The 19,285-nt window shown below is 43.3% G+C and carries 28 protein-coding genes; all 28 read right to left on the reverse strand.

Annotated elements, in window-relative coordinates:
- Window positions 1–41 precede the first annotated feature (41 nt).
- On the reverse strand, window positions 42–1,337 hold the full coding sequence (secY, locus tag SJY16_RS00150; RefSeq protein WP_377887085.1) for a preprotein translocase subunit SecY: 1,296 nt from the start codon (window positions 1,335–1,337) through the stop codon (window positions 42–44).
- Window positions 1,337–1,777, reverse strand: coding sequence for a 50S ribosomal protein L15 (gene rplO, locus SJY16_RS00155; RefSeq protein WP_224885197.1), 441 nt, complete (start codon window positions 1,775–1,777; stop codon window positions 1,337–1,339). The genes secY and rplO overlap by 1 nt, the downstream gene beginning before the upstream one ends.
- Before the next feature lie 29 nt (window positions 1,778–1,806).
- Window positions 1,807–1,995, reverse strand: a complete 189-nt coding sequence (gene rpmD / locus SJY16_RS00160) for a 50S ribosomal protein L30 (protein WP_377887086.1) — start codon at window positions 1,993–1,995, stop codon at window positions 1,807–1,809.
- Between the two features lie 14 nt (window positions 1,996–2,009).
- Window positions 2,010–2,510 (reverse strand): 30S ribosomal protein S5, encoded by a 501-nt coding sequence (rpsE, locus tag SJY16_RS00165; RefSeq protein ID WP_048313339.1) that lies wholly within the window; start codon window positions 2,508–2,510, stop codon window positions 2,010–2,012.
- An 18-nt stretch (window positions 2,511–2,528) separates the two neighbouring features.
- Entirely contained in the window at window positions 2,529–2,891 is a 363-nt protein-coding gene (gene rplR / locus SJY16_RS00170) for a 50S ribosomal protein L18 (protein WP_377887087.1), read from the reverse strand.
- A 31-nt stretch (window positions 2,892–2,922) separates the two neighbouring features.
- Window positions 2,923–3,459, reverse strand: a complete 537-nt coding sequence (gene rplF, locus SJY16_RS00175) for a 50S ribosomal protein L6 (protein WP_377887088.1) — start codon at window positions 3,457–3,459, stop codon at window positions 2,923–2,925.
- A 28-nt stretch (window positions 3,460–3,487) separates the two neighbouring features.
- A complete protein-coding gene (rpsH, locus tag SJY16_RS00180) occupies window positions 3,488–3,886 on the reverse strand; it encodes a 30S ribosomal protein S8 (RefSeq protein ID WP_224885205.1) in 399 nt (132 codons plus the stop codon).
- Between the two features lie 29 nt (window positions 3,887–3,915).
- The gene (locus tag SJY16_RS00185; RefSeq protein ID WP_224885207.1) at window positions 3,916–4,101 is read right to left on the reverse strand and encodes a type Z 30S ribosomal protein S14; all 186 of its coding nucleotides are present in this window, start codon (window positions 4,099–4,101) and stop codon (window positions 3,916–3,918) included.
- A gap of 16 nt (window positions 4,102–4,117) precedes the next feature.
- On the reverse strand, window positions 4,118–4,657 hold the full coding sequence (gene rplE, locus SJY16_RS00190; protein ID WP_377887090.1) for a 50S ribosomal protein L5: 540 nt from the start codon (window positions 4,655–4,657) through the stop codon (window positions 4,118–4,120).
- 25 nt (window positions 4,658–4,682) lie between these two features.
- Window positions 4,683–4,994 carry a 50S ribosomal protein L24 gene (gene rplX, locus SJY16_RS00195; RefSeq protein WP_224885211.1) on the reverse strand — a complete coding sequence of 104 codons (312 nt, stop codon included), beginning with the start codon at window positions 4,992–4,994 and terminating at the stop codon, window positions 4,683–4,685.
- A 43-nt stretch (window positions 4,995–5,037) separates the two neighbouring features.
- A complete protein-coding gene (gene rplN / locus SJY16_RS00200) occupies window positions 5,038–5,406 on the reverse strand; it encodes a 50S ribosomal protein L14 (protein ID WP_377887091.1) in 369 nt (122 codons plus the stop codon).
- A 45-nt stretch (window positions 5,407–5,451) separates the two neighbouring features.
- The gene (gene rpsQ, locus SJY16_RS00205; protein ID WP_224885215.1) at window positions 5,452–5,715 is read right to left on the reverse strand and encodes a 30S ribosomal protein S17; all 264 of its coding nucleotides are present in this window, start codon (window positions 5,713–5,715) and stop codon (window positions 5,452–5,454) included.
- A gap of 20 nt (window positions 5,716–5,735) precedes the next feature.
- Window positions 5,736–5,939, reverse strand: a complete 204-nt coding sequence (gene rpmC, locus SJY16_RS00210) for a 50S ribosomal protein L29 (RefSeq protein WP_048313330.1) — start codon at window positions 5,937–5,939, stop codon at window positions 5,736–5,738.
- Window positions 5,929–6,363, reverse strand: coding sequence for a 50S ribosomal protein L16 (gene rplP, locus SJY16_RS00215; protein ID WP_224885217.1), 435 nt, complete (start codon window positions 6,361–6,363; stop codon window positions 5,929–5,931). Before rplP ends, rpmC begins: the two co-directional genes overlap by 11 nt.
- 3 nt (window positions 6,364–6,366) lie before the next feature.
- Window positions 6,367–7,026: a 30S ribosomal protein S3 gene (rpsC, locus tag SJY16_RS00220; RefSeq protein WP_224885219.1), complete on the reverse strand. Its 660-nt coding sequence runs from the start codon at window positions 7,024–7,026 to the stop codon at window positions 6,367–6,369.
- Between the two features lie 3 nt (window positions 7,027–7,029).
- Window positions 7,030–7,371 (reverse strand): 50S ribosomal protein L22, encoded by a 342-nt coding sequence (gene rplV / locus SJY16_RS00225; RefSeq protein WP_377887092.1) that lies wholly within the window; start codon window positions 7,369–7,371, stop codon window positions 7,030–7,032.
- A gap of 20 nt (window positions 7,372–7,391) precedes the next feature.
- Window positions 7,392–7,670, reverse strand: coding sequence for a 30S ribosomal protein S19 (gene rpsS / locus SJY16_RS00230; RefSeq protein WP_377887093.1), 279 nt, complete (start codon window positions 7,668–7,670; stop codon window positions 7,392–7,394).
- 58 nt (window positions 7,671–7,728) lie between these two features.
- Window positions 7,729–8,568, reverse strand: coding sequence for a 50S ribosomal protein L2 (gene rplB / locus SJY16_RS00235; protein ID WP_377887094.1), 840 nt, complete (start codon window positions 8,566–8,568; stop codon window positions 7,729–7,731).
- Between the two features lie 27 nt (window positions 8,569–8,595).
- Complete coding sequence (rplW, locus tag SJY16_RS00240) at window positions 8,596–8,880, reverse strand: 50S ribosomal protein L23 (RefSeq protein WP_377887095.1); 285 nt, start codon at window positions 8,878–8,880, stop codon at window positions 8,596–8,598.
- Complete coding sequence (gene rplD, locus SJY16_RS00245) at window positions 8,880–9,503, reverse strand: 50S ribosomal protein L4 (RefSeq protein WP_377887096.1); 624 nt, start codon at window positions 9,501–9,503, stop codon at window positions 8,880–8,882. Before rplD ends, rplW begins: the two co-directional genes overlap by 1 nt.
- A gap of 17 nt (window positions 9,504–9,520) precedes the next feature.
- Window positions 9,521–10,156 carry a 50S ribosomal protein L3 gene (rplC, locus tag SJY16_RS00250; RefSeq protein ID WP_377887097.1) on the reverse strand — a complete coding sequence of 212 codons (636 nt, stop codon included), beginning with the start codon at window positions 10,154–10,156 and terminating at the stop codon, window positions 9,521–9,523.
- A 55-nt stretch (window positions 10,157–10,211) separates the two neighbouring features.
- Window positions 10,212–10,520 (reverse strand): 30S ribosomal protein S10, encoded by a 309-nt coding sequence (rpsJ, locus tag SJY16_RS00255; protein WP_224885234.1) that lies wholly within the window; start codon window positions 10,518–10,520, stop codon window positions 10,212–10,214.
- Window positions 10,521–10,831: 311 nt separating this feature from the next.
- Window positions 10,832–12,022, reverse strand: coding sequence for an elongation factor Tu (gene tuf / locus SJY16_RS00260; RefSeq protein ID WP_377887098.1), 1,191 nt, complete (start codon window positions 12,020–12,022; stop codon window positions 10,832–10,834).
- Window positions 12,023–12,129: 107 nt separating this feature from the next.
- Window positions 12,130–14,208 (reverse strand): elongation factor G, encoded by a 2,079-nt coding sequence (gene fusA, locus SJY16_RS00265; protein WP_377887099.1) that lies wholly within the window; start codon window positions 14,206–14,208, stop codon window positions 12,130–12,132.
- A gap of 50 nt (window positions 14,209–14,258) precedes the next feature.
- Window positions 14,259–14,729, reverse strand: a complete 471-nt coding sequence (gene rpsG, locus SJY16_RS00270; RefSeq protein ID WP_270182785.1) for a 30S ribosomal protein S7 — start codon at window positions 14,727–14,729, stop codon at window positions 14,259–14,261.
- 38 nt (window positions 14,730–14,767) lie between these two features.
- The gene (gene rpsL, locus SJY16_RS00275) at window positions 14,768–15,190 is read right to left on the reverse strand and encodes a 30S ribosomal protein S12 (protein WP_224885242.1); all 423 of its coding nucleotides are present in this window, start codon (window positions 15,188–15,190) and stop codon (window positions 14,768–14,770) included.
- Between the two features lie 113 nt (window positions 15,191–15,303).
- The gene (locus SJY16_RS00280; protein WP_224885244.1) at window positions 15,304–15,552 is read right to left on the reverse strand and encodes a 50S ribosomal protein L7ae-like protein; all 249 of its coding nucleotides are present in this window, start codon (window positions 15,550–15,552) and stop codon (window positions 15,304–15,306) included.
- Between the two features lie 85 nt (window positions 15,553–15,637).
- Window positions 15,638–19,258 (reverse strand): DNA-directed RNA polymerase subunit beta', encoded by a 3,621-nt coding sequence (gene rpoC / locus SJY16_RS00285; protein ID WP_377887100.1) that lies wholly within the window; start codon window positions 19,256–19,258, stop codon window positions 15,638–15,640.
- Window positions 19,259–19,285: the final 27 nt, after the last annotated feature.

Below are 19,285 nucleotides of genomic sequence, written 5' to 3' on the forward strand. Positions count from 1 at the left end.
CGAGGATGAAGGAGGGGAAGAAAGTTCTTCCCAGTTTATCCTCAAGATTTAATAAAGCCTTTATAATGACGTTTAATTAATTGACTTTCAATTTGCTTCATCGTATCAAGCGCTACCCCAACAACGATCAGCAAGCTTGTTCCGCCGATTTGCAGCGTTTGCGGCAGTCCTGCTACGGTTGTGAAAAACACCGGAATAATCGAAATAACAGCAAGGAATAGAGCTCCTACAAATGTTAAACGATAGAGAATTTTAGTAATGTACGTTTCAGTAGCATTACCTGGACGAATACCAGGAATATATCCACCCTGTTTCTTAAGATTCTCTGCCATCTTCTCCGGATTCACCTGGACAAACGTATAGAAATACGTAAAGCCAATGATGAGTAACGCATACACGACCATGCCAATAGGCTGTGTGTAATCAAAGATTCTGACGATCCAATCTGTTACCGAATTACTTCCAAACAATCTTGCGACTGTCGGAGGAGTAATGATAAGTGATATTGCAAAGATAACTGGAATAACACCTGCTGCATTTACCTTAATCGGTAAGTGAGTTGATTGTCCGCCAACTTGTCTGCGATTAACAGTACGTTTAGCGTATTGGATTGGAATTTTGCGAAGGCCTTGTTGAACGAAAATAACAGCTACAACGATCGCTAATGCTGCAAGAGCAATGATCGCCAGTGTAACGATGTTAATGAACAACTCATCCTGCGCTCCTTCAAACATCTGTGCATACAACTGGTTAAGACCAGGAGGAATTGCAGCTACAATTCCGGCAAAGATAATGATGGAGATTCCATTACCAACACCTTTAGCAGTAATCTGTTCACCTAACCACATCAAAAAAGCCGTTCCGGCTGTAAGAACAAGAGCAATATTAAGATACGTCAAGAAACCTGCATCTGTAATCAACTGTCCTCCAACCATATTGTTGAAACCGATAGATAACGCGACACCCTGGATCAGTCCAAGGCCGATCGTCCCATATCTAGTAACCTGCGTAAGCTTTTTACGTCCAGCTTCTCCCTGTTTTGACCATTCGGTAAACTTAGGAACAACATCCATCTGTAAAAGCTGCACTATGATTGAAGCAGTGATGTACGGCATGATTCCCATGGCAAAGATGGAGAAGTTTTGCAACGCTCCACCGCCAAAGGTGTTGAGTACTCCGAAGAGACTCATCTGATCTTGAAATTGTAATACTTCTCTGTTCACACCAGGAACCGGTATGAATGTTCCGATACGGAACACGACAAGCATGAGTAGGGTGAAAATGACTTTGTTTCTAATATCACCTACGCGCATAATGTTGGAGATTGCTTGGAACATTAGATCACCTCAGTATTTCCGCCTGCCGCTTCAATCGCTTCTTTTGCTGAAGCTGAAAACTTGTGGGCTTTCACGGTAAGCTTTTTATCTAGCTTACCATTACCTAGAATCTTAATTCCAGCTTTTTCTTTGCTGACAACGCCAGTTTCTAGAAGTAGTTCTGGGGAAACTTCAGTTCCATCTTCAAAACGGTTTAACGATTCAAGATTAACAATCGCGAACTCTTTGCGGTTCATGTTTGTAAATCCACGCTTCGGTAGACGTTTGAAAATTGGAAGCTGTCCTCCCTCGAAACCTGGGCGTACTCCGCCGCCAGAACGAGACTTTTGACCTTTTTGACCGCGACCAGATGTCTTACCGTTACCTGTTGCAATACCGCGACCAAGTCTGTTGCGTTCTTTACGAGAACCTTCAGATGGTTTTAGTTCGTGTAGTTTCAATGTGAGCACCTCCTCAATGTATAGATTTTTTATGCATCGATTTCGTTAACAGTTACAAGGTGAGATACCTTGTTAACCATACCGCGAATTGCAGGGTTGTCGCTATGAACAACCGTTTGATGCATCTTGTTCAGTCCAAGAGTTTTTACCGTCACGCGTTGGTCTTGAGGGCGACCAATCACACTACGTGAGAGGGTGATTTCTAATTTCTTAGCCATCTGTTATCCCTCCCTTAACCTAATAGCTCTTCTACAGATTTTCCACGAAGCTTTGCAACGTCTTCCGCACGCTTGAGGTTTTCAAGGCCGTTTAATGTTGCACGCACCATGTTAATCGGATTGTTAGATCCAAGAGACTTCGATAGAATGTCGCCTACACCAGCAAGTTCTAATACCGCACGGACAGGTCCACCAGCGATTACTCCAGTACCTTCAGAAGCTGGCTTCAATAGTACGTTACCTGCTCCAAAGTGACCTGTGATTTGGTGAGGAATTGTAGTTCCAACAACAGGAACTGTGATCAAGTTCTTCTTCGCGTCTTCGATAGCTTTGCGAATTGCTTCAGGAACTTCCTGCGCTTTACCAGTTCCGAAGCCTACGTGACCGTTTTTATCTCCGACTACTACGATTGCTGCAAAGCGGAAACGACGTCCACCTTTTACAACTTTCGCTACACGGTTAACGGTAACTACGCGTTCTTCAAGTTCTAGTTTGTTAGCATCAATGCTACGCATGGGTTAACCTCCTTTTTATTAAAATTTCAGTCCAGCTTCACGAGCTGCGTCTGCAAGAGCTTTAACACGTCCGTGGTATAAATACCCACCGCGGTCAAATACCACTTCTGTATGACCTGCTTCAACAGCACGCTTTGCAATTGCTTCTCCGACTTTGTTAGCAGCTTCTGTGTTACTTCCGTTGTTAACGTCCATTCCTTGTTCCATGCTAGATGCTGATACCAAAGTTACGCCTTTGACATCATCGATAAGCTGAGCATAGATGTTCTTGTTTGAACGGAAAACGTTAAGACGAGGACGTTCAGCTGTGCCGGTTACGTTACGACGAACGCGAGCGTGTCTCTTTTGACGCGCTTTGTTTTTATCGGCTTTAGTGATCATGAAATGTCACTCCTTTCCGCTAGGTTTTTACCTATTTACCAGTTTTACCTTCTTTACGACGAACATATTCGCCTTCATAACGGATACCTTTGCCTTTATAAGGCTCTGGAAGACGTACTGAACGGATGTTTGCTGCAACAGCTCCAACACGCTCTTTATCGATACCTTTTACAAGAACCTTCGTGTTAGAAGGAACTTCAACTTCAATGCCTTCTTCTGGTACGATCTCAACTGGGTGAGAGTAACCAACGTTAAGCACTAGTTTTTGACCAGACTTGCTAGCACGCCAACCAACTCCGATGATTTCAAGGCTCTTTTCGAAACCTTTAGTCACACCTTCAACCATGTTAGCGATCAGGCTGCGAGTTGTTCCGTGTAGAGCACGGTGCTCTTTATTTTCTGAAGGACGAGCAACAGTAAGCACGTTATCATCGATATTTACTTTAATATCGGAGTTGAACGTACGAGAAAGTTCACCTTTAGGTCCCTTTACTGTTACAACGTCTTCTTTAATATCAATCGTTACATCTCTTGGGATTTCGATCGGTTTAAGTCCGACACGTGACATAATTACACCTCCATTCCGCTTTTAAGAATTACCAAACGTAAGCTAGTACTTCGCCGCCTACTTGCTGTTGACGAGCTTCTTTGTCCGTCATAATTCCTTTAGAAGTAGAAACAAGAGCGATTCCTAGGCCGCCAAGTACGCGAGGTACTTCGTCAGCTTTAGCGTATACGCGAAGACCAGGTTTACTGATTCGCTTTAAGCCAGTGATAACGCGCTCGTTGTTAGAACCGTACTTAAGAAAGATACGGATGATGCCCTGCTTGTTGTCTTCAACGATTTCAACATCGCGTACGAAACCTTCACGCTTGAGGATTTCAGCAATGTTTCTCTTTGAATTAGATGCAGGTAATTCTAGTTTTTCGTGACGCACTGTGTTTGCGTTACGAATTCGTGTAAGCATATCTGCAATTGGATCAGTCATGACCATTAGTAATTACCTCCTTCCCTATCTCGGGTTTACCAGCTAGCCTTTTTAACGCCTGGGATTTGACCTTTGTATGCAAGTTCACGGAAACAAATACGGCAAAGTTTAAATTTGCGAATAACAGAGTGAGGACGTCCACAACGTTCACAACGTGTGTATTCCTGCACATTAAACTTTGCTTGGCGTTTTTGCTTCGCGATCATTGATTTTTTCGCCACAATTTTCCCTCCTTACTTACTTTTGAAATGGCATACCTAGTTGTGTCAACATTTCACGGCTCTCTTCGTCCGTTTTAGCTGTTGTTACGATAACGATGTCCATTCCGCGCACTTTGTTTACATTATCGTAATCAATTTCAGGGAAAATCAATTGTTCTTTGATGCCAAGTGTGTAGTTACCACGGCCATCGAATGCTTTCTTAGAAACACCTCTGAAGTCACGTACACGTGGTAGTGATACAGAAACTAGTTTATCTAAGAAATCATACATACGATTGCCACGAAGTGTAACCTTCGCACCGATCGGCATACCTTCACGAAGTTTGAAACCAGCGATTGATTTCTTCGCTTTCGTGATAACAGGCTTTTGACCTGCTAGTAATTGAAGCTCTTCTACAGCTGTATCAAGAGCTTTAGGGTTTTGTACTGCGTCACCCACACCCATGTTGATTACAATTTTCTCAACTTTTGGCACTTCCATAACGGAAGAGTAATTAAATTTCTCCATAAGAGAAGGTTTCGTTTCATTTTGATACTTTTCTTGAAGACGGTTCATCGGATAGACCTCCTTTCGCTACAAACTACTTATCGAGTACTTCACCGGATTTTTTTGCGATACGAACTTTTTTGCCGTTTTCCTCTTTATATCCAACTCGAGTTGGTTCACCAGATTTAGGATCTAGTGCCATTACGTTAGAAACATGGACAGCTGCTTCTTGTTCAACAATTCCACCCTGTGGGTTAGCCTGTGATGGTTTGGAATGTTTCTTAACAAGATTAACACCTTCCACGATAACTCTATCTTTTTTCGGGTAAGCTTCAAGGATCACACCTTGCTTTCCTTTGTCCTTACCTGAAATCACTTTAACTTTATCACCTTTTTTAACGTGCATAACGTCCTGCGCACCTCCTTACAAGGCATCTATTTTCAAACGATTAAAGAACTTCTGGAGCAAGAGATACGATTTTCATGTACTGGTTGTCACGAAGTTCACGAGCAACCGGTCCGAAAATACGAGTTCCGCGTGGTCCTTTGTCATCACGGATTAATACCGCAGCGTTTTCGTCGAATTTGATGTATGAACCATCTGGACGACGTACTCCGCTTTTACTGCGTACGATAACAGCTCTAACAACTTCACCCTTCTTAACAACGCCACCAGGTGTTGCCTGTTTCACCGAACACACAATTACGTCACCGATGTTAGCAGTCTTACGACCAGTACCACCGAGAACCTTAATGCATTGCAACACACGAGCACCAGAGTTGTCTGCAGATTTCAAACGAGATTCCTGTTGAATCATTTAGATAGACCTCCCTTCGGACATGAGTAAATGATCCGAGTTCATTTAGATAATTACTGCTTCTTCAACAACCTCAACAAGACGGAAACGCTTGTCTTTTGATAGTGGACGAGTTTCCATAATACGAACTACGTCGTTGATCTTTGCAGAGTTGTTTTCATCATGCGCTTTAAACTTCTTAGAGTATTTCACGCGTTTACCGTATAGTGGGTGCATTTTATAAGTCTCAACCATAACAGTGATTGTTTTGTCCATTTTGTCTGAGACAACACGACCAACATATACTTTGCGATTATTGCGTTCGCTCATTTCGCAAACCTCCCCTCATATTAACCGTTTGTGATTCCTAACTCTCTTTCACGCAACACTGTGTTAGCGCGAGCGATTGATTTACGGACTTCACGAATGCGGGCTGGGTTTTCCAGTTGACCTGTAGCGAGTTGAAAGCGAAGATTGAAAAGCTCTTCTTTGAAAGACTTCGCTTTCTGTTCGATTTCAGCAGTGGTCAAGTTACGAATTTCCTCAGCTTTCATTTGTGTCACCACCCACTTCTTCGCGTTTTACGAACTTAGTTTTAACAGGAAGTTTATGAGAAGCAAGACGAAGAGCTTCACGCGCTACTTCTTCAGAAACACCTGCGATTTCAAACATGATTTTCCCTGGCTTTACTACAGCTACCCAGCCTTCAGGAGCACCTTTACCGGAACCCATTCGAACTTCTAGAGGTTTAGCTGTATAAGGCTTAGATGGGAAAATTTTGATCCATACTTTACCGCCACGTTTCATGTAACGAGTCATAGCGATACGAGCAGATTCGATTTGACGGTTAGTGATCCAGCTAGCATCTTGTGCTTGTAGACCGTATTCGCCGAATGCAACTTCAGTGCCACCTTTAGCACGTCCGCGCATTTTTCCGCGATGTTCTCTGCGGTATTTAACACGTTTAGGTAACAACATGATTTATTTTCCCCCTTCCTCTTTTTGCGTTCCTTTCGTTGGAAGGACTTCACCACGATAGATCCAAATCTTCACACCAAGCTTACCATACGTAGTATCTGCTTCTGCAGTACCATAGTCGATGTCAGCACGAAGTGTGTGAAGAGGCACAGTACCTTCACTGTATGATTCAGAACGAGCAATATCTGCACCGTTTAGACGTCCAGATACTTCAGTTTTAATACCTTTTGCACCAGCTCTCATCGCACGTTGAATTGTTTGCTTCATAGCACGACGGAATGAGATGCGGTTTTCAAGTTGACGAGCGATGTTTTCAGCAACTAGAGTTGCGTCGATGTCAGCTTGTTTGATTTCGAAAATGTTAACGTGAACTCGCTTGCCTGTTAGTTCTGTAAGAGACTTACGAAGAGACTCAACTTCAGAACCACCTTTACCGATCACCATACCAGGCTTAGCAGTCTTAACTGTTACGTTTACTCGGTTTGCTGCACGCTCGATTTCAACAGCTGAAACAGATGCATCTTTCAAGCGCTTTTGAATATATTCACGAATTTTAATATCTTCGTGTAAAAGGTCAGCGTAATCTTTGTCTGCGTACCATTTAGACTCCCAATCACGGATAACGCCAATTCGAAGTCCTACTGGATTAACTTTTTGACCCACTCGTTATCCCTCCTTCTTTTCTGATACCACTACTGTGATATGGCTAGTGCGCTTGTTAATACGGCTAGCACGACCCATAGCACGTGGGCGGAAACGTTTCATTGTTACTCCTTCGTCTACAAACACTTGAGCAACCGTAAGATCGTTCGGCTCTAGTTCAAGATTGTGTTCTGCGTTAGCAATAGCAGAATTAAGCACTTTCTCGATTACTGGAGAAGCAGCTTTGTTTGTGTTGCGAAGAATGGCAATAGCTTCACCAACTTGCTTTCCCCGAATGAGATCTACGACTAAGCGTGCTTTACGAGGAGCAATACGCACATGTTTTGCAACAGCTTTAGCTTGCATTCGTTGTACCTCCCCTCAAATTAACGTCTAGTTTTTTTATCATCTGCAGCATGTCCGCGATAAGTGCGGGACGGAGCAAATTCACCAAGCTTGTGGCCGACCATGTCTTCAGATACATAAACCGGTACGTGCTTGCGTCCATCGTATACTGCGAAAGTGTGTCCAATAAATTCTGGGAATACTGTTGAACGACGAGACCAAGTTTTAATAACTTTTTTGTCGTTCTTTTCATTTAAGTCTTCGACCTTTTTCATTAAATGATCGTCGACAAAAGGTCCTTTTTTCAAACTACGACCCATTTGTGAACCTCCCTTTTGTGATTAAGCTACGGCCCCTTGGAACCGTAGGTTAATCGCATTATTTTTTCTTCTTTTTACGACGACGTACGATGTACTTGTCGGTTTCTTTGTTTTTCTTACGTGTTTTGAAACCAAGAGTTGGTTTGCCCCATGGTGACATTGGTGATTTACGTCCGATCGGCGCACGACCTTCACCACCACCGTGTGGGTGATCGACTGGGTTCATTACAGAACCACGAACTGTAGGGCGGATACCCATCCAACGAGAGCGTCCAGCTTTACCAACGTTGATTAGTTCATGTTCTAGGTTACCAACTTGACCAATTGTAGCACGGCAAGTGGAAAGAATCATACGAGTTTCTCCTGAACGAAGACGTACAAGAACGTACTTTCCTTCTTTACCTAGTAGCTGAGCTTCTGCGCCTGCAGAACGTACTAGTTGTCCACCGCGACCTGGTTTAAGTTCGATGTTATGAATTGTTGTACCAACTGGAATGTTGATAAGTGGAAGAGCGTTTCCTACTTTAATGTCAGCTTCAGCGCCAGACATAATTTCAGTTCCTACTTTAAATCCTTTTGGAGCAAGAATGTAACGCTTCTCTCCATCAGCATAGTTGATTAGAGCGATGTTAGCAGAACGGTTTGGATCGTATTCGATTGTAGCAACGCGTCCTGGTATTCCATCTTTGTCTCGTTTAAAGTCAATAACACGGTATTTACGTTTATGACCGCCACCTTGGTGACGAACAGTTAAACGACCTTGGCTGTTACGTCCGCCTTTCTTGTGAAGCGGCGTAAGCAACGATTTTTCCGGCTGGTCTGTAGTGATCTCAGCAAAGTCAGATACTGACATACCACGACGACCGTTAGTGGTCGGTTTATACTTTTTAATCGCCATTCTCATTTCCCTCCTTCACAATTGTTCTTAGCCTTCAAAGAAGTCCAATTCTTTGCTATCCGGTGTAAGCGTCACGATAGCTTTTTTACGACGTGGTGTGAATCCGCTATGGCGGCCAACACGTTTCTTTTTACCCATATAATTCTGAGTGTTTACTCCAGCAACTTTAACTCCGAAGATTTCTTCTAGAGAATTCTTGATTTGAGTTTTGTTAGCACGAGTATCAACTTCGAACGTATATTTTTTGTCTGCCATTACGTCTGTAGTAGCTTCAGTAATAACGGGGCGCTTAATGATGTCACGAGCGTTCATTACGCTAGCACCTCCTCTACTTTTTCCAAAGCGTCTTTTGTCATAACTAGTTTATCAGCTTTAAGGACATCAAGGATATTGATTCCAGCTGAAGTTACAACAGTAACACCAGGAATATTACGTGCAGATAATGCAACAGCTTCGTTATAGTCACCTGTAACGATTAGTGTTTTGCTATCTGCTGAAAGACTTGAAAGTACTGATACCATTTCTTTTGTTTTCGGAGCATCAAAAGAAAGGCTGTCCACAGCTACAAAGTTTTCTTCTTGTACTTTAGAAGACAATGCGGACTTGATCGCCAAACGACGAACTTTTTTAGGTAGCTTGTAAGAATAGCTTCTTGGTGTTGGACCAAATACTACTCCGCCGCCAACCCATTGTGGTGAACGGATTGAGCCCTGACGAGCACGACCTGTTCCTTTTTGGCGCCATGGTTTAGCTCCACCACCGCGTACTTCTGAACGGTTTTTCACGTCATGGTTACCTTGACGCAAAGATGCTTGTTGCATGATTACCGCATCATACATAACACTTTCGTTTGGTTCGATTCCGAAGATCGCTTCAGCGAGTTCTACATCGCCGACCTGTGCTCCGGATTGGTTGAACATTGTTACTTTAGGCACTTGGATATCCTCCCTTCTTACTTAGCTTCTTGTGCTTTATTAGCACTTTGGATAGTCACATAGCTCTTCTTAGCTCCAGGTACGTTCCCTTTTACTAGAAGTAGATTACGTTCAGTATCAACTTTAACAATTTCAAGGTTTTGAACTGTTACACGTTCGCCACCCATACGTCCAGGTAGAAGTTTACCTTTCATTACGCGCATTGGATCGATTGGACCCATAGCACCAGGACGACGGTGGTAACGAGAACCGTGAGTCATTGGTCCGCGAGATTGGTTATGGCGCTTGATTGCACCTTGGAAACCTTTCCCTTTAGACGTACCAGTTACATCAACTACGTCACCTTCGTTAAAGATATCAACTTTGACTTCCTGACCAATTTCGTAACTACCTTCAGCGTTACGAATTTCCTTCACGAAGCGCTTAGGTGTCGTGCTCGCTTTTGTAGCATGGCCTGCTTCTGGCTTGTTGTAACGAGACTTCTTCTTGTCAGCAAATCCGATTTGAATTGCTTCGTATCCGTCTGTGTCAACAACTTTCTTTTGAAGAACAACGTTAGGTTCTGCTTCAACCACAGTTACCGGAATAATATCACCGTTGTCAGCAAAGACTTGAGTCATGCCTACTTTTCTTCCTAAGATTCCTTTGGTCATTAGTCACACCTCCTAAATGTGTTTTGTATAAATTTTATATAGCGTTCTATTAAAGTTAAAGTTTAATTTCAATGTCAACGCCTGACGGTAGATCTAAACGCATTAGTGAATCAACCGTTTGTGGTGTTGGCTCAATGATGTCGATTAGACGCTTGTGCGTACGCATTTCGAATTGCTCACGAGCATCTTTGTACTTGTGAACCGCACGTAGAACTGTATAAACAGCTCTTTCCGTCGGCAACGGGATTGGTCCGGATACTTTTGCACCTGAACGTTTTGCTGTTTCTACGATTTTCTCAGCAGATTGATCTAGAATACGGTGATCATATGCTTTTAAACGAATACGAATCTTTTGTTTTGCCATTATTTCCCCTCCTTTTTCGCCCATATTTTAATAGACAGTTCTCCGTGAAAATAACCCCAACACACTCGCCATGGCAAAGGGGCCGGGTGTGTCAGCAACCTTCCACTTCATCGCTGTTTATGACCAACATTCTCATTATACTAAATCCGCACTAGTTATGCAAGGCTTTTGTCTAGTTAATTAATATGTCGATCGCACACTTTTAATATTATAACGGGCGACTTCGAAAATTGCAAGCTGCTTTGATATTTTCACAATATTTCATATAAAAAAGCACCCGGTGTTATCCGGGTGCTTTCAATTAATCGATACTACTCGATGATTGTTGCAACAACGCCTGCGCCTACAGTACGTCCACCTTCACGGATAGAGAACTTCGTTCCATCTTCGATTGCGATCGGAGCGATAAGTTCAACTGTCATTTCGATGTTGTCTCCAGGCATAACCATTTCAACGCCTTCTGGAAGTTGAATAGTACCAGTTACGTCAGTTGTACGGAAGTAGAACTGAGGACGGTAGTTAGCGAAGAATGGAGTATGACGTCCACCTTCTTCTTTAGAAAGAACGTAAACTTCAGCTTTGAACTTAGTGTGAGCCTTAACAGTACCAGGCTTAACTAGAACTTGACCACGCTGAATGTCATCACGAGATACACCACGAAGTAGTGCTCCAATGTTGTCGCCAGCTTCTGCATAGTCAAGAAGCTTACGGAACATTTCTACACCAGTAACAGTTGTTTTCTTGCTCTCTTCTTGAAGACCAAGAATTTCAATTTCGTCACCGACTTTAACTTGTCCACGCTCAACACGACCTGTAGCAACTGTACCACGACCAGTGATTGAGAATACGTCCTCAACCGGCATCATGAATGGCTTGTCAGTGTCACGCTCAGGAGTTGGAATGTACTCATCTACAGCGTCCATAAGTTCGAAGATTTTCGCTTCGTACTCTTCGTCGCCTTCAAGAGCTTTAAGTGCAGAACCTTTGATTACTGGAACTTCGTCGCCATCGAAGTCGTACTCTGTAAGAAGATCACGAACTTCCATTTCAACTAGTTCTAGTAGCTCTTCGTCGTCAACCATGTCACACTTGTTCAAGAATACAACAAGCATAGGTACACCAACTTGACGAGAAAGAAGGATGTGCTCACGAGTTTGAGGCATTGGGCCGTCAGCAGCAGATACTACTAGGATTCCGCCGTCCATTTGTGCAGCACCAGTGATCATGTTTTTAACATAGTCAGCGTGACCTGGGCAGTCAACGTGTGCATAGTGACGGTTTTCAGTTTCGTACTCAACGTGTGCAGTTGAGATTGTGATTCCACGCTCGCGCTCTTCTGGAGCACCATCGATTTGGTCGTAAGCCATAGCAGTACCATTACCTGAACGCTTATGAAGCACTGAAGTGATCGCAGCTGTTAGAGTAGTTTTACCATGGTCAACGTGTCCAACTGTACCAATGTTAACATGGGGTTTCGAACGGTCGAATTTTTCTTTTGACATTAGTGTTTCCTCCTTTAATTACCAAAGAATTATCTATGCCAAGATAGGCGTATGAATCGTTTAATTCTCGCCTATCTTAGATTACAACAAAACTTGATTTGCTACAATTATTCGCCTGTAGCTTTTTTGATGATTTCTGCAGAAATTGATTTAGGTACTTCTTCGTAGTGATCGAAAGACATCGTGTAAGTACCGCGTCCTTGAGTACGAGAACGAAGAGTAGTTGCATAACCAAACATTTCTGATAGTGGTACGAACGCGTTGATAACCTGTGCGTTTCCGCGAGCAGCCATACCTTCTACGCGTCCACGACGGCTAGTTACGTCGCCCATGATATCGCCCATGTATTCCTCTGGTACTACAACTTCAACCTTCATCATTGGTTCAAGTAGAGCTGGGTTACAATGGTCTTTAGCTTTCTTAAGAGCCATAGATGCAGCTACTTTAAATGCCATCTCGTTAGAGTCGACATCGTGGTAAGAGCCATCAACCAGACGTGCTTTAACGTCGATTAGTGGGTAACCTGCAAGTAGACCGTTGTCCATTGAATCACGAAGTCCAGCTTCAACTGCCGGTACATATTCACGTGGAACTACACCACCGACAATCTTGTTTTCAAATTCAAAACCAGCGCCTTCTTCGTTAGGTTCAAATTCAACCCATACGTGTCCGTATTGTCCACGACCACCAGACTGACGTACGAATTTACCTTCAACCTTAGCAGCCTTTTTAATAGACTCACGATAAGCAACCTGAGGAGCACCAACCGTTGCATCAACTTTGAACTCACGACGAAGACGGTCAACGATGATATCAAGGTGAAGTTCACCCATACCAGAAATAATTGTCTGGCCAGTCTCTTCGTTTGTTTCAGTTTTGAAAGTTGGATCTTCTTCAGCAAGCTTAGCAAGTGCTACTGCCATCTTATCTTGGTCACTCTTCGTTTTTGGTTCGATAGCAACCGAGATAACTGGATCTGGGAAGTCCATTGACTCAAGGATAACTGTATCCTTTTCGTCACATAGAGTGTCACCAGTAGAAGTATCTTTCAAGCCAACTGCTGCTGCGATATCTCCTGCGTATACAGTAGAGATTTCTTCACGAGAGTTAGCGTGCATCTGAAGAATACGTCCTACACGTTCACGCTTGTCTTTTGTAGAGTTCTTAACGTAAGAACCTGCAGAAAGCGTTCCTGAGTAAACACGGAAGAATGTTAGTTTACCAACGTAAGGGTCAGTCATTACTTTAAATGCAAGTGCAGAGAAAGGACCATTATCGTCAGCAGAACGAAGTACTTCTTCTTCAGAATCTTTTAGATGACCTTTGATTGCAGGAACATCTAGTGGTGAAGGAAGATAATCAAGAACAGCATCAAGAACTAGCTGAACACCTTTGTTCTTAAATGCAGATCCGCATAGTACAGGGTAGAATTCAACGTTACAAGTTCCTTTACGGATTGCAGCTTTGATTTCATCCTCTGTTAGCTCTTCACCTTCAAGGTATTTCATCATTAGATCTTCTTCAAGCTCTGCTACAGCTTCGATCAACTTCGTACGGTACTCTTCCGCTTGTTCCTTGTATTCAGCAGGAATTTCGCGAGCTTCAGTACGAGAACCAAGTTCATCAAGGTAGTAGAATGCCTGCATTGAAATAAGGTCGATAATACCTTCGAACTCGTCTTCAGCACCGATTGGTAGCTGAACAGGATGAGCGTTAGCTTGCAGACGGTCATTAAGTGTACCTGTGGAATATAGGAAGTCCGCACCTAGTTTATCCATCTTGTTGATGAATACGATACGTGGAACTCCGTAGTTTGTAGCTTGACGCCAAACAGTTTCTGTTTGCGGTTCAACACCTGATTGAGCATCAAGTACCGCAACTGCTCCATCTAATACACGTAAAGAACGTTCAACTTCTACCGTGAAGTCTACGTGACCAGGCGTGTCAATGATGTTAACACGGTGATCTTTCCACTGGGCAGTGGTAGCAGCAGAAGTGATCGTGATTCCACGCTCCTGCTCCTGCTCCATCCAGTCCATCTGAGAGCCACCTTCGTGAGTCTCACCGATTTTGTGGATACGCCCTGAATAGAAAAGAATACGCTCGGTTGTTGTTGTTTTACCAGCATCGATGTGTGCCATGATACCGATATTACGTGTATCTTTTAAGGAGAATTCTCTTGCCATTAGTATTTCTCCTTCCTTTTATAAAGAGAGTAGTTTGATTTATCTGGTGATTACCAGCGGTAGTGAGCAAACGCTTTGTTTGCTTCTGCCATTTTGTGCATTTCTTCACGCTTCTTAACAGAAGCACCAGTGTTATTAGCTGCATCCATAATTTCGTATGCTAGTCTTTCTACCATTGTCTTTTCACCGCGAAGACGGGAATAGTTAACAAGGTAACGAAGTCCTAGAGTTGTACGACGGTCTGGACGTACCTCAACCGGTACCTGGTAGTTAGCACCACCAACACGACGAGCGCGTACTTCAAGTACTGGCATAACGTTTTTCAACGCTTGATCAAACACTTCCATTGCTTCCGTGTTTGTACGCTCCTGGATAAGATCAAATGCTTTGTAAAGAACTTGTTGTGCTTTACCTTTTTGGCCGTCTACCATAAGACGGTTGATTAGGCGAGTTACAAGCTTGGATTTGTAAATTGGATCTGGTAATACGTCGCGACGTTCTACTGGACCTTTACGTGGCATGGGAAAACCCCCTTTCTAATTTGTTGTTAAAGAATTTATTACTTCTTAGCTGCTTTCGGTCTCTTAGTACCGTATTTAGAACGACCTTGCATACGGTCGTTAACACCTGCAGTGTCAAGTGCACCACGTACGATGTGATAACGTACACCCGGTAAATCTTTAACACGTCCTCCACGGATAAGCACTACACTGTGCTCTTGAAGGTTGTGACCGATACCAGGGATATAAGCAGTAACTTCGATTCCGTTAGTAAGACGAACACGAGCGTATTTACGCAATGCGGAGTTCGGCTTCTTTGGAGTCATTGTACCCACACGAGTACATACACCACGTTTTTGTGGAGATGAAAGATCTGTATGAGTCTTTTTGAAGCTATTATATCCTTTGTTCAATGCAGGAGAGTCAGATTTCTTTGACTTAGAAACACGTCCCTTGCGAACAAGTTGGTTAATAGTTGGCATTTTGTTTTCCTCCCTTCTTAAGTGATTAGCAAGCCCACACATCCAGGTGGTTCATGTATAGATAAAAGGAAAGTTTTTGCCGGATAGTTAAAAACTGAACCAGACAAAAACGGTTATGCTTTTATCGTAACTGTTGCCGCCCCTACTTCGATGCCGCATGCCTTGCCAAGTTTTTTCATTGAATCAACCCGGTGTATAGGAATGCTCTTCTCTTTAGCGAGAGCAACAACCTTAGAAGTAACCCTGCGGTCAGCGTCGTCAGCAACAAATACTTCCTTCGCTTCCCCAATCTGGAGGGCCTTTAGAGTTTGTTTCGTCCCGATTATTAATTCCTCTGCCTGTGATACTTTTTCATAAGACACAAATATATCCTCCAAAGCAACAGGATTATCGGGAGCACCTTGGATATAATATCACCCTGTACTCCCGATGTCAACACTTCCCTGTTTATTCTTGATTCACTAAAGCACTTTCATCTTGCTCTAGATGTTCTGTTGCTTCTTGTGCTTCACCAGCAACATTGATCCTACGGTAACGTTGCATACCAGTACCTGCCGGAACAAGTTTACCGATAATAACATTTTCCTTTAGACCAAGAAGTTCGTCACGTTTACCTTTTATCGCAGCATCAGTTAGGACACGAGTTGTTTCCTGGAATGATGCAGCTGATAGGAAGGATTCAGTTTCAAGAGATGCTTTCGTGATTCCGAGAAGAACCGGACGTCCAGTAGCAGGCAATCCGCCCTTAACAAGAACTCTTCTATTAACATCTTTGAATTGGTGGATGTCAACGAGTGATCCAGGAAGTACTTCAGTATCCCCTGCATCAATAACACGAATCTTACGCATCATTTGACGAACCATTACTTCAACGTGCTTATCACCGATTTCAACACCCTGCATACGATATACCTTTTGCACTTCTGCTAGAAGGTACTCTTGTACGCCGTCAATACCGCTGATCGTTAGAAGTTGCTTAGGATCAATTGAACCTTCAGTTAGAGCTTGGCCAGCCTGAACCACATCGCCTACTCCTATTTTTAGTCGTGCACCATAAGGGACTGGGTAATTACGTGTCTCGGTTTCACCCTGAACAACGATTTCTTTCTTTTCCTTAACGTCAGCCATATCGATAACTGTTCCGTCAAGTTCAGAAATAACAGCTTGACCTTTTGGATTACGAGCTTCAAATAGTTCTTGGATACGTGGTAGACCTTGAGTGATATCATCTCCGGCAACCCCACCTGTGTGGAATGTACGCATCGTCAACTGAGTACCTGGCTCACCGATTGATTGAGCAGCGATAATTCCAACTGCTTCCCCAACCTCTACGCGAGTACCGGTTGCAAGGTTGCGACCGTAACATTTCTTACATACGCCGTGGCGTGTGCTACATGTGAAGGCAGAACGGATATAAACATCCTCGATACCAGCTTCAACAATTGCTGCAGCAATATCTTCAGTAATAAGAGAATTCTTCTCTACTAGAACGTCATTTGTTTCAGGGTGTTTCACTTTCTTGAACGCTACACGTCCAACAAGACGATCAAACAGCCCTTCAATCAATTCATTTCCGTTCTTTATCGCACTAACTTCAAGTCCACGATCTGTTCCACAGTCATCTTCGCGAACGATAACGTCCTGTGCAACATCGACAAGTCGACGTGTTAGGTAACCAGAGTCAGCCGTCTTAAGTGCTGTATCAGCAAGACCTTTACGAGCTCCGTGAGTGGAGATAAAGTATTCTAGTACCGTTAGACCTTCTCTGAAGCTGGATTTGATCGGAAGTTCGATGATTTGTCCAGATGGATTAGCCATCAAACCACGCATACCTGCTAACTGCGTAAAGTTAGACGCGTTACCACGAGCTCCTGAATCACTCATCATAAAGATTGGGTTATCAGTTTCAAGAGTTTTCATTAGCTTCTCCTGGATGCGGTCTTTTGCTGCACTCCAGATTGAGATAACACGGTCATAACGTTCATCATCAGTGATTAGTCCACGACGGAACTGCTTGAGTACTTTTTCTACTTTTTCCTCAGCTTCAGCTACGATTTCTTGCTTTTCAGCAAGTACTACTACGTCAGATACACCAACTGTAATACCAGCTTTAGTTGAATATTTAAATCCAAGGTCCTTCATACGGTCTAGCATGCGAGATGTTTCCGTCACTTTGAAACGCTTGAATACTTCGGCAATAATCTTACCAAGTATGCCTTTCTTAAACGGAGAAATCATGTCACGCTTCGCGATTTCCTCTTTCACATTTACACCATGTGGAAGGAAGTACCTTTCAGGGGTTGCTACTTCAAGGTTTGTAGTCGTCGGTTCGTTAATATACGGGAACGACTCAGGCAAGATCTCATTGAAGATCAGCTTACCAACCGTTGTAACAAGCAACTGTTTATTCTGCTCTTCAGTAAAAGCAGATTTATTAAGAGAAGAAGCAGGAATTGCAACACGAGAATGAAGGTGTACAAACCCATTCTGGTATGCGATTAGCGCTTCGTTTGTATCTTTAAATACAGAACCCTCTCCAATTGCGCCTTCACGTTCCATAGTTAGGTAGTAGTTACCAAGAACCATATCCTGTGACGGTGTAACAACTGGTTTACCATCTTTCGGGTTAAGAATGTTCTGTGCTGCAAGCATTAAGATACGTGCTTCAGCTTGAGCTTCTGCAGATAGTGGAACGTGAACTGCCATTTGGTCACCATCAAAGTCAGCGTTATATGCTGTACAAACGAGTGGGTGAAGACGAATCGCACGACCTTCTACAAGAATAGGTTCAAACGCCTGGATACCAAGACGGTGAAGAGTTGGTGCTCGGTTAAGAAGAACTGGATGTTCTTTAATAACGTTTTCGAGTACATCCCAAACTTCAGGGTGAACCTTTTCAACTTTACGCTTAGCACTCTTAATATTGTGAGCAAGACCTTTCGATACAAGCTCTTTCATCACGAATGGCTTGAATAGTTCAAGAGCCATTTCTTTTGGCAGACCACACTGGTACATCTTAAGTGAAGGTCCTACTACGATAACGGAACGACCTGAATAGTCAACACGCTTACCAAGAAGGTTTTGACGGAAACGTCCCTGCTTACCTTTTAGCATGTGAGAAAGAGACTTCAATGGACGGTTACCAGGACCAGTAACTGGTCGGCCACGACGACCATTGTCAATAAGAGCATCTACTGCTTCTTGCAACATACGTTTTTCGTTTTGAACAATGATACTTGGTGCGCCAAGATCTAGTAGACGCTTCAAGCGATTGTTACGGTTAATCACACGACGATAAAGATCGTTAAGATCTGATGTCGCAAAACGTCCACCATCGAGCTGTACCATCGGGCGAAGTTCTGGAGGAATAACCGGTAGAACATCTAGGATCATCCATGCCGGGTTATTACCTGATCCACGGAACGCTTCAAGTACTTCAAGACGCTTGATAGCTCGCGTTCTACGCTGTCCTTGTGCTGTTTTAAGCTCTTCTTTCAAAACATCTACTTCTTTATCGAGGTCGATGTCAAACAGCAATTTGCGGATTGCTTCCGCACCCATTTCTGCTGAGAAAGTCTTTCCGTACTTCTCGCGATACGCACGGTATTCTTTCTCTGATAGAAGTTGCTTTTTCTCTAGAGGAGTGTCCCCTGCTTCTGTTACAACGTAAGAAGCAAAGTAAATGACCTCTTCAAGTGCGCGTGGAGACATGTCAAGAACAAGTCCCATACGACTTGGAATCCCTTTAAAGTACCAGATGTGGGAGACAGGGGCAGCAAGCTCAATGTGCCCCATTCTCTCACGACGGACTTTTGCACGTGTTACTTCAACACCGCAGCGGTCACAAACGACTCCTTTATAACGGATTCGTTTGTATTTCCCACAGTGACATTCCCAATCCTTTGTAGGACCGAAAATACGCTCACAGAAAAGTCCATCTTTCTCTGGCTTTAAGGTACGGTAGTTAATGGTTTCTGGCTTCTTCACTTCTCCTTTTGACCAGGAGCGAATTTTATTCGGTGACGCCAGACCGATTTTCATATACTCAAATTTATTGACATCTATCAAGGGGCCTACCTCCCTTTAGAATTCAGG

Origin of the sequence: Alkalihalobacillus sp. R86527 (genome assembly GCF_042466185.1) — a bacterium.
Classification (GTDB): Bacteria; Bacillota; Bacilli; order Bacillales; family Guptibacillaceae; genus Guptibacillus.

What these genes read in the sequence shown, in the direction of transcription:
- secY (WP_377887085.1), bottom strand. Translation starts at nt 1,337, where the DNA reads ATGTTCCAAGCAATCTCCAACATTATGCGCGTAGGTGATATTAGAAAC.
- rpmD (WP_377887086.1), bottom strand. Translation starts at nt 1,995, where the DNA reads ATGGCTAAGAAATTAGAAATCACCCTCTCACGTAGTGTGATTGGTCGC.
- rpsE (WP_048313339.1), bottom strand. Translation starts at nt 2,510, where the DNA reads ATGCGTAGCATTGATGCTAACAAACTAGAACTTGAAGAACGCGTAGTT.
- rplR (WP_377887087.1), bottom strand. Translation starts at nt 2,891, where the DNA reads ATGATCACTAAAGCCGATAAAAACAAAGCGCGTCAAAAGAGACACGCT.
- rplF (WP_377887088.1), bottom strand. Translation starts at nt 3,459, where the DNA reads ATGTCACGTGTCGGACTTAAACCGATCGAAATCCCAAGAGATGTAACG.
- rpsH (WP_224885205.1), bottom strand. Translation starts at nt 3,886, where the DNA reads ATGGTCATGACTGATCCAATTGCAGATATGCTTACACGAATTCGTAAC.
- rplE (WP_377887090.1), bottom strand. Translation starts at nt 4,657, where the DNA reads ATGAACCGTCTTCAAGAAAAGTATCAAAATGAAACGAAACCTTCTCTT.
- rplX (WP_224885211.1), bottom strand. Translation starts at nt 4,994, where the DNA reads ATGCACGTTAAAAAAGGTGATAAAGTTAAAGTGATTTCAGGTAAGGAC.
- rplN (WP_377887091.1), bottom strand. Translation starts at nt 5,406, where the DNA reads ATGATTCAACAGGAATCTCGTTTGAAATCTGCAGACAACTCTGGTGCT.
- rpsQ (WP_224885215.1), bottom strand. Translation starts at nt 5,715, where the DNA reads ATGAGCGAACGCAATAATCGCAAAGTATATGTTGGTCGTGTTGTCTCA.
- rpmC (WP_048313330.1), bottom strand. Translation starts at nt 5,939, where the DNA reads ATGAAAGCTGAGGAAATTCGTAACTTGACCACTGCTGAAATCGAACAG.
- rplP (WP_224885217.1), bottom strand. Translation starts at nt 6,363, where the DNA reads ATGTTGTTACCTAAACGTGTTAAATACCGCAGAGAACATCGCGGAAAA.
- rplV (WP_377887092.1), bottom strand. Translation starts at nt 7,371, where the DNA reads ATGCAAGCTAAAGCTGTTGCAAAACATGTGCGTATTGCTCCTCGTAAA.
- rpsS (WP_377887093.1), bottom strand. Translation starts at nt 7,670, where the DNA reads ATGGGTCGTAGTTTGAAAAAAGGACCTTTTGTCGACGATCATTTAATG.
- rplB (WP_377887094.1), bottom strand. Translation starts at nt 8,568, where the DNA reads ATGGCGATTAAAAAGTATAAACCGACCACTAACGGTCGTCGTGGTATG.
- rplW (WP_377887095.1), bottom strand. Translation starts at nt 8,880, where the DNA reads ATGAACGCTCGTGACATCATTAAGCGCCCCGTTATTACTGAAGCTACT.
- rplC (WP_377887097.1), bottom strand. Translation starts at nt 10,156, where the DNA reads ATGACCAAAGGAATCTTAGGAAGAAAAGTAGGCATGACTCAAGTCTTT.
- rpsJ (WP_224885234.1), bottom strand. Translation starts at nt 10,520, where the DNA reads ATGGCAAAACAAAAGATTCGTATTCGTTTAAAAGCATATGATCACCGT.
- tuf (WP_377887098.1), bottom strand. Translation starts at nt 12,022, where the DNA reads ATGTCAAAAGAAAAATTCGACCGTTCGAAACCCCATGTTAACATTGGT.
- fusA (WP_377887099.1), bottom strand. Translation starts at nt 14,208, where the DNA reads ATGGCAAGAGAATTCTCCTTAAAAGATACACGTAATATCGGTATCATG.
- rpsG (WP_270182785.1), bottom strand. Translation starts at nt 14,729, where the DNA reads ATGCCACGTAAAGGTCCAGTAGAACGTCGCGACGTATTACCAGATCCA.
- rpsL (WP_224885242.1), bottom strand. Translation starts at nt 15,190, where the DNA reads ATGCCAACTATTAACCAACTTGTTCGCAAGGGACGTGTTTCTAAGTCA.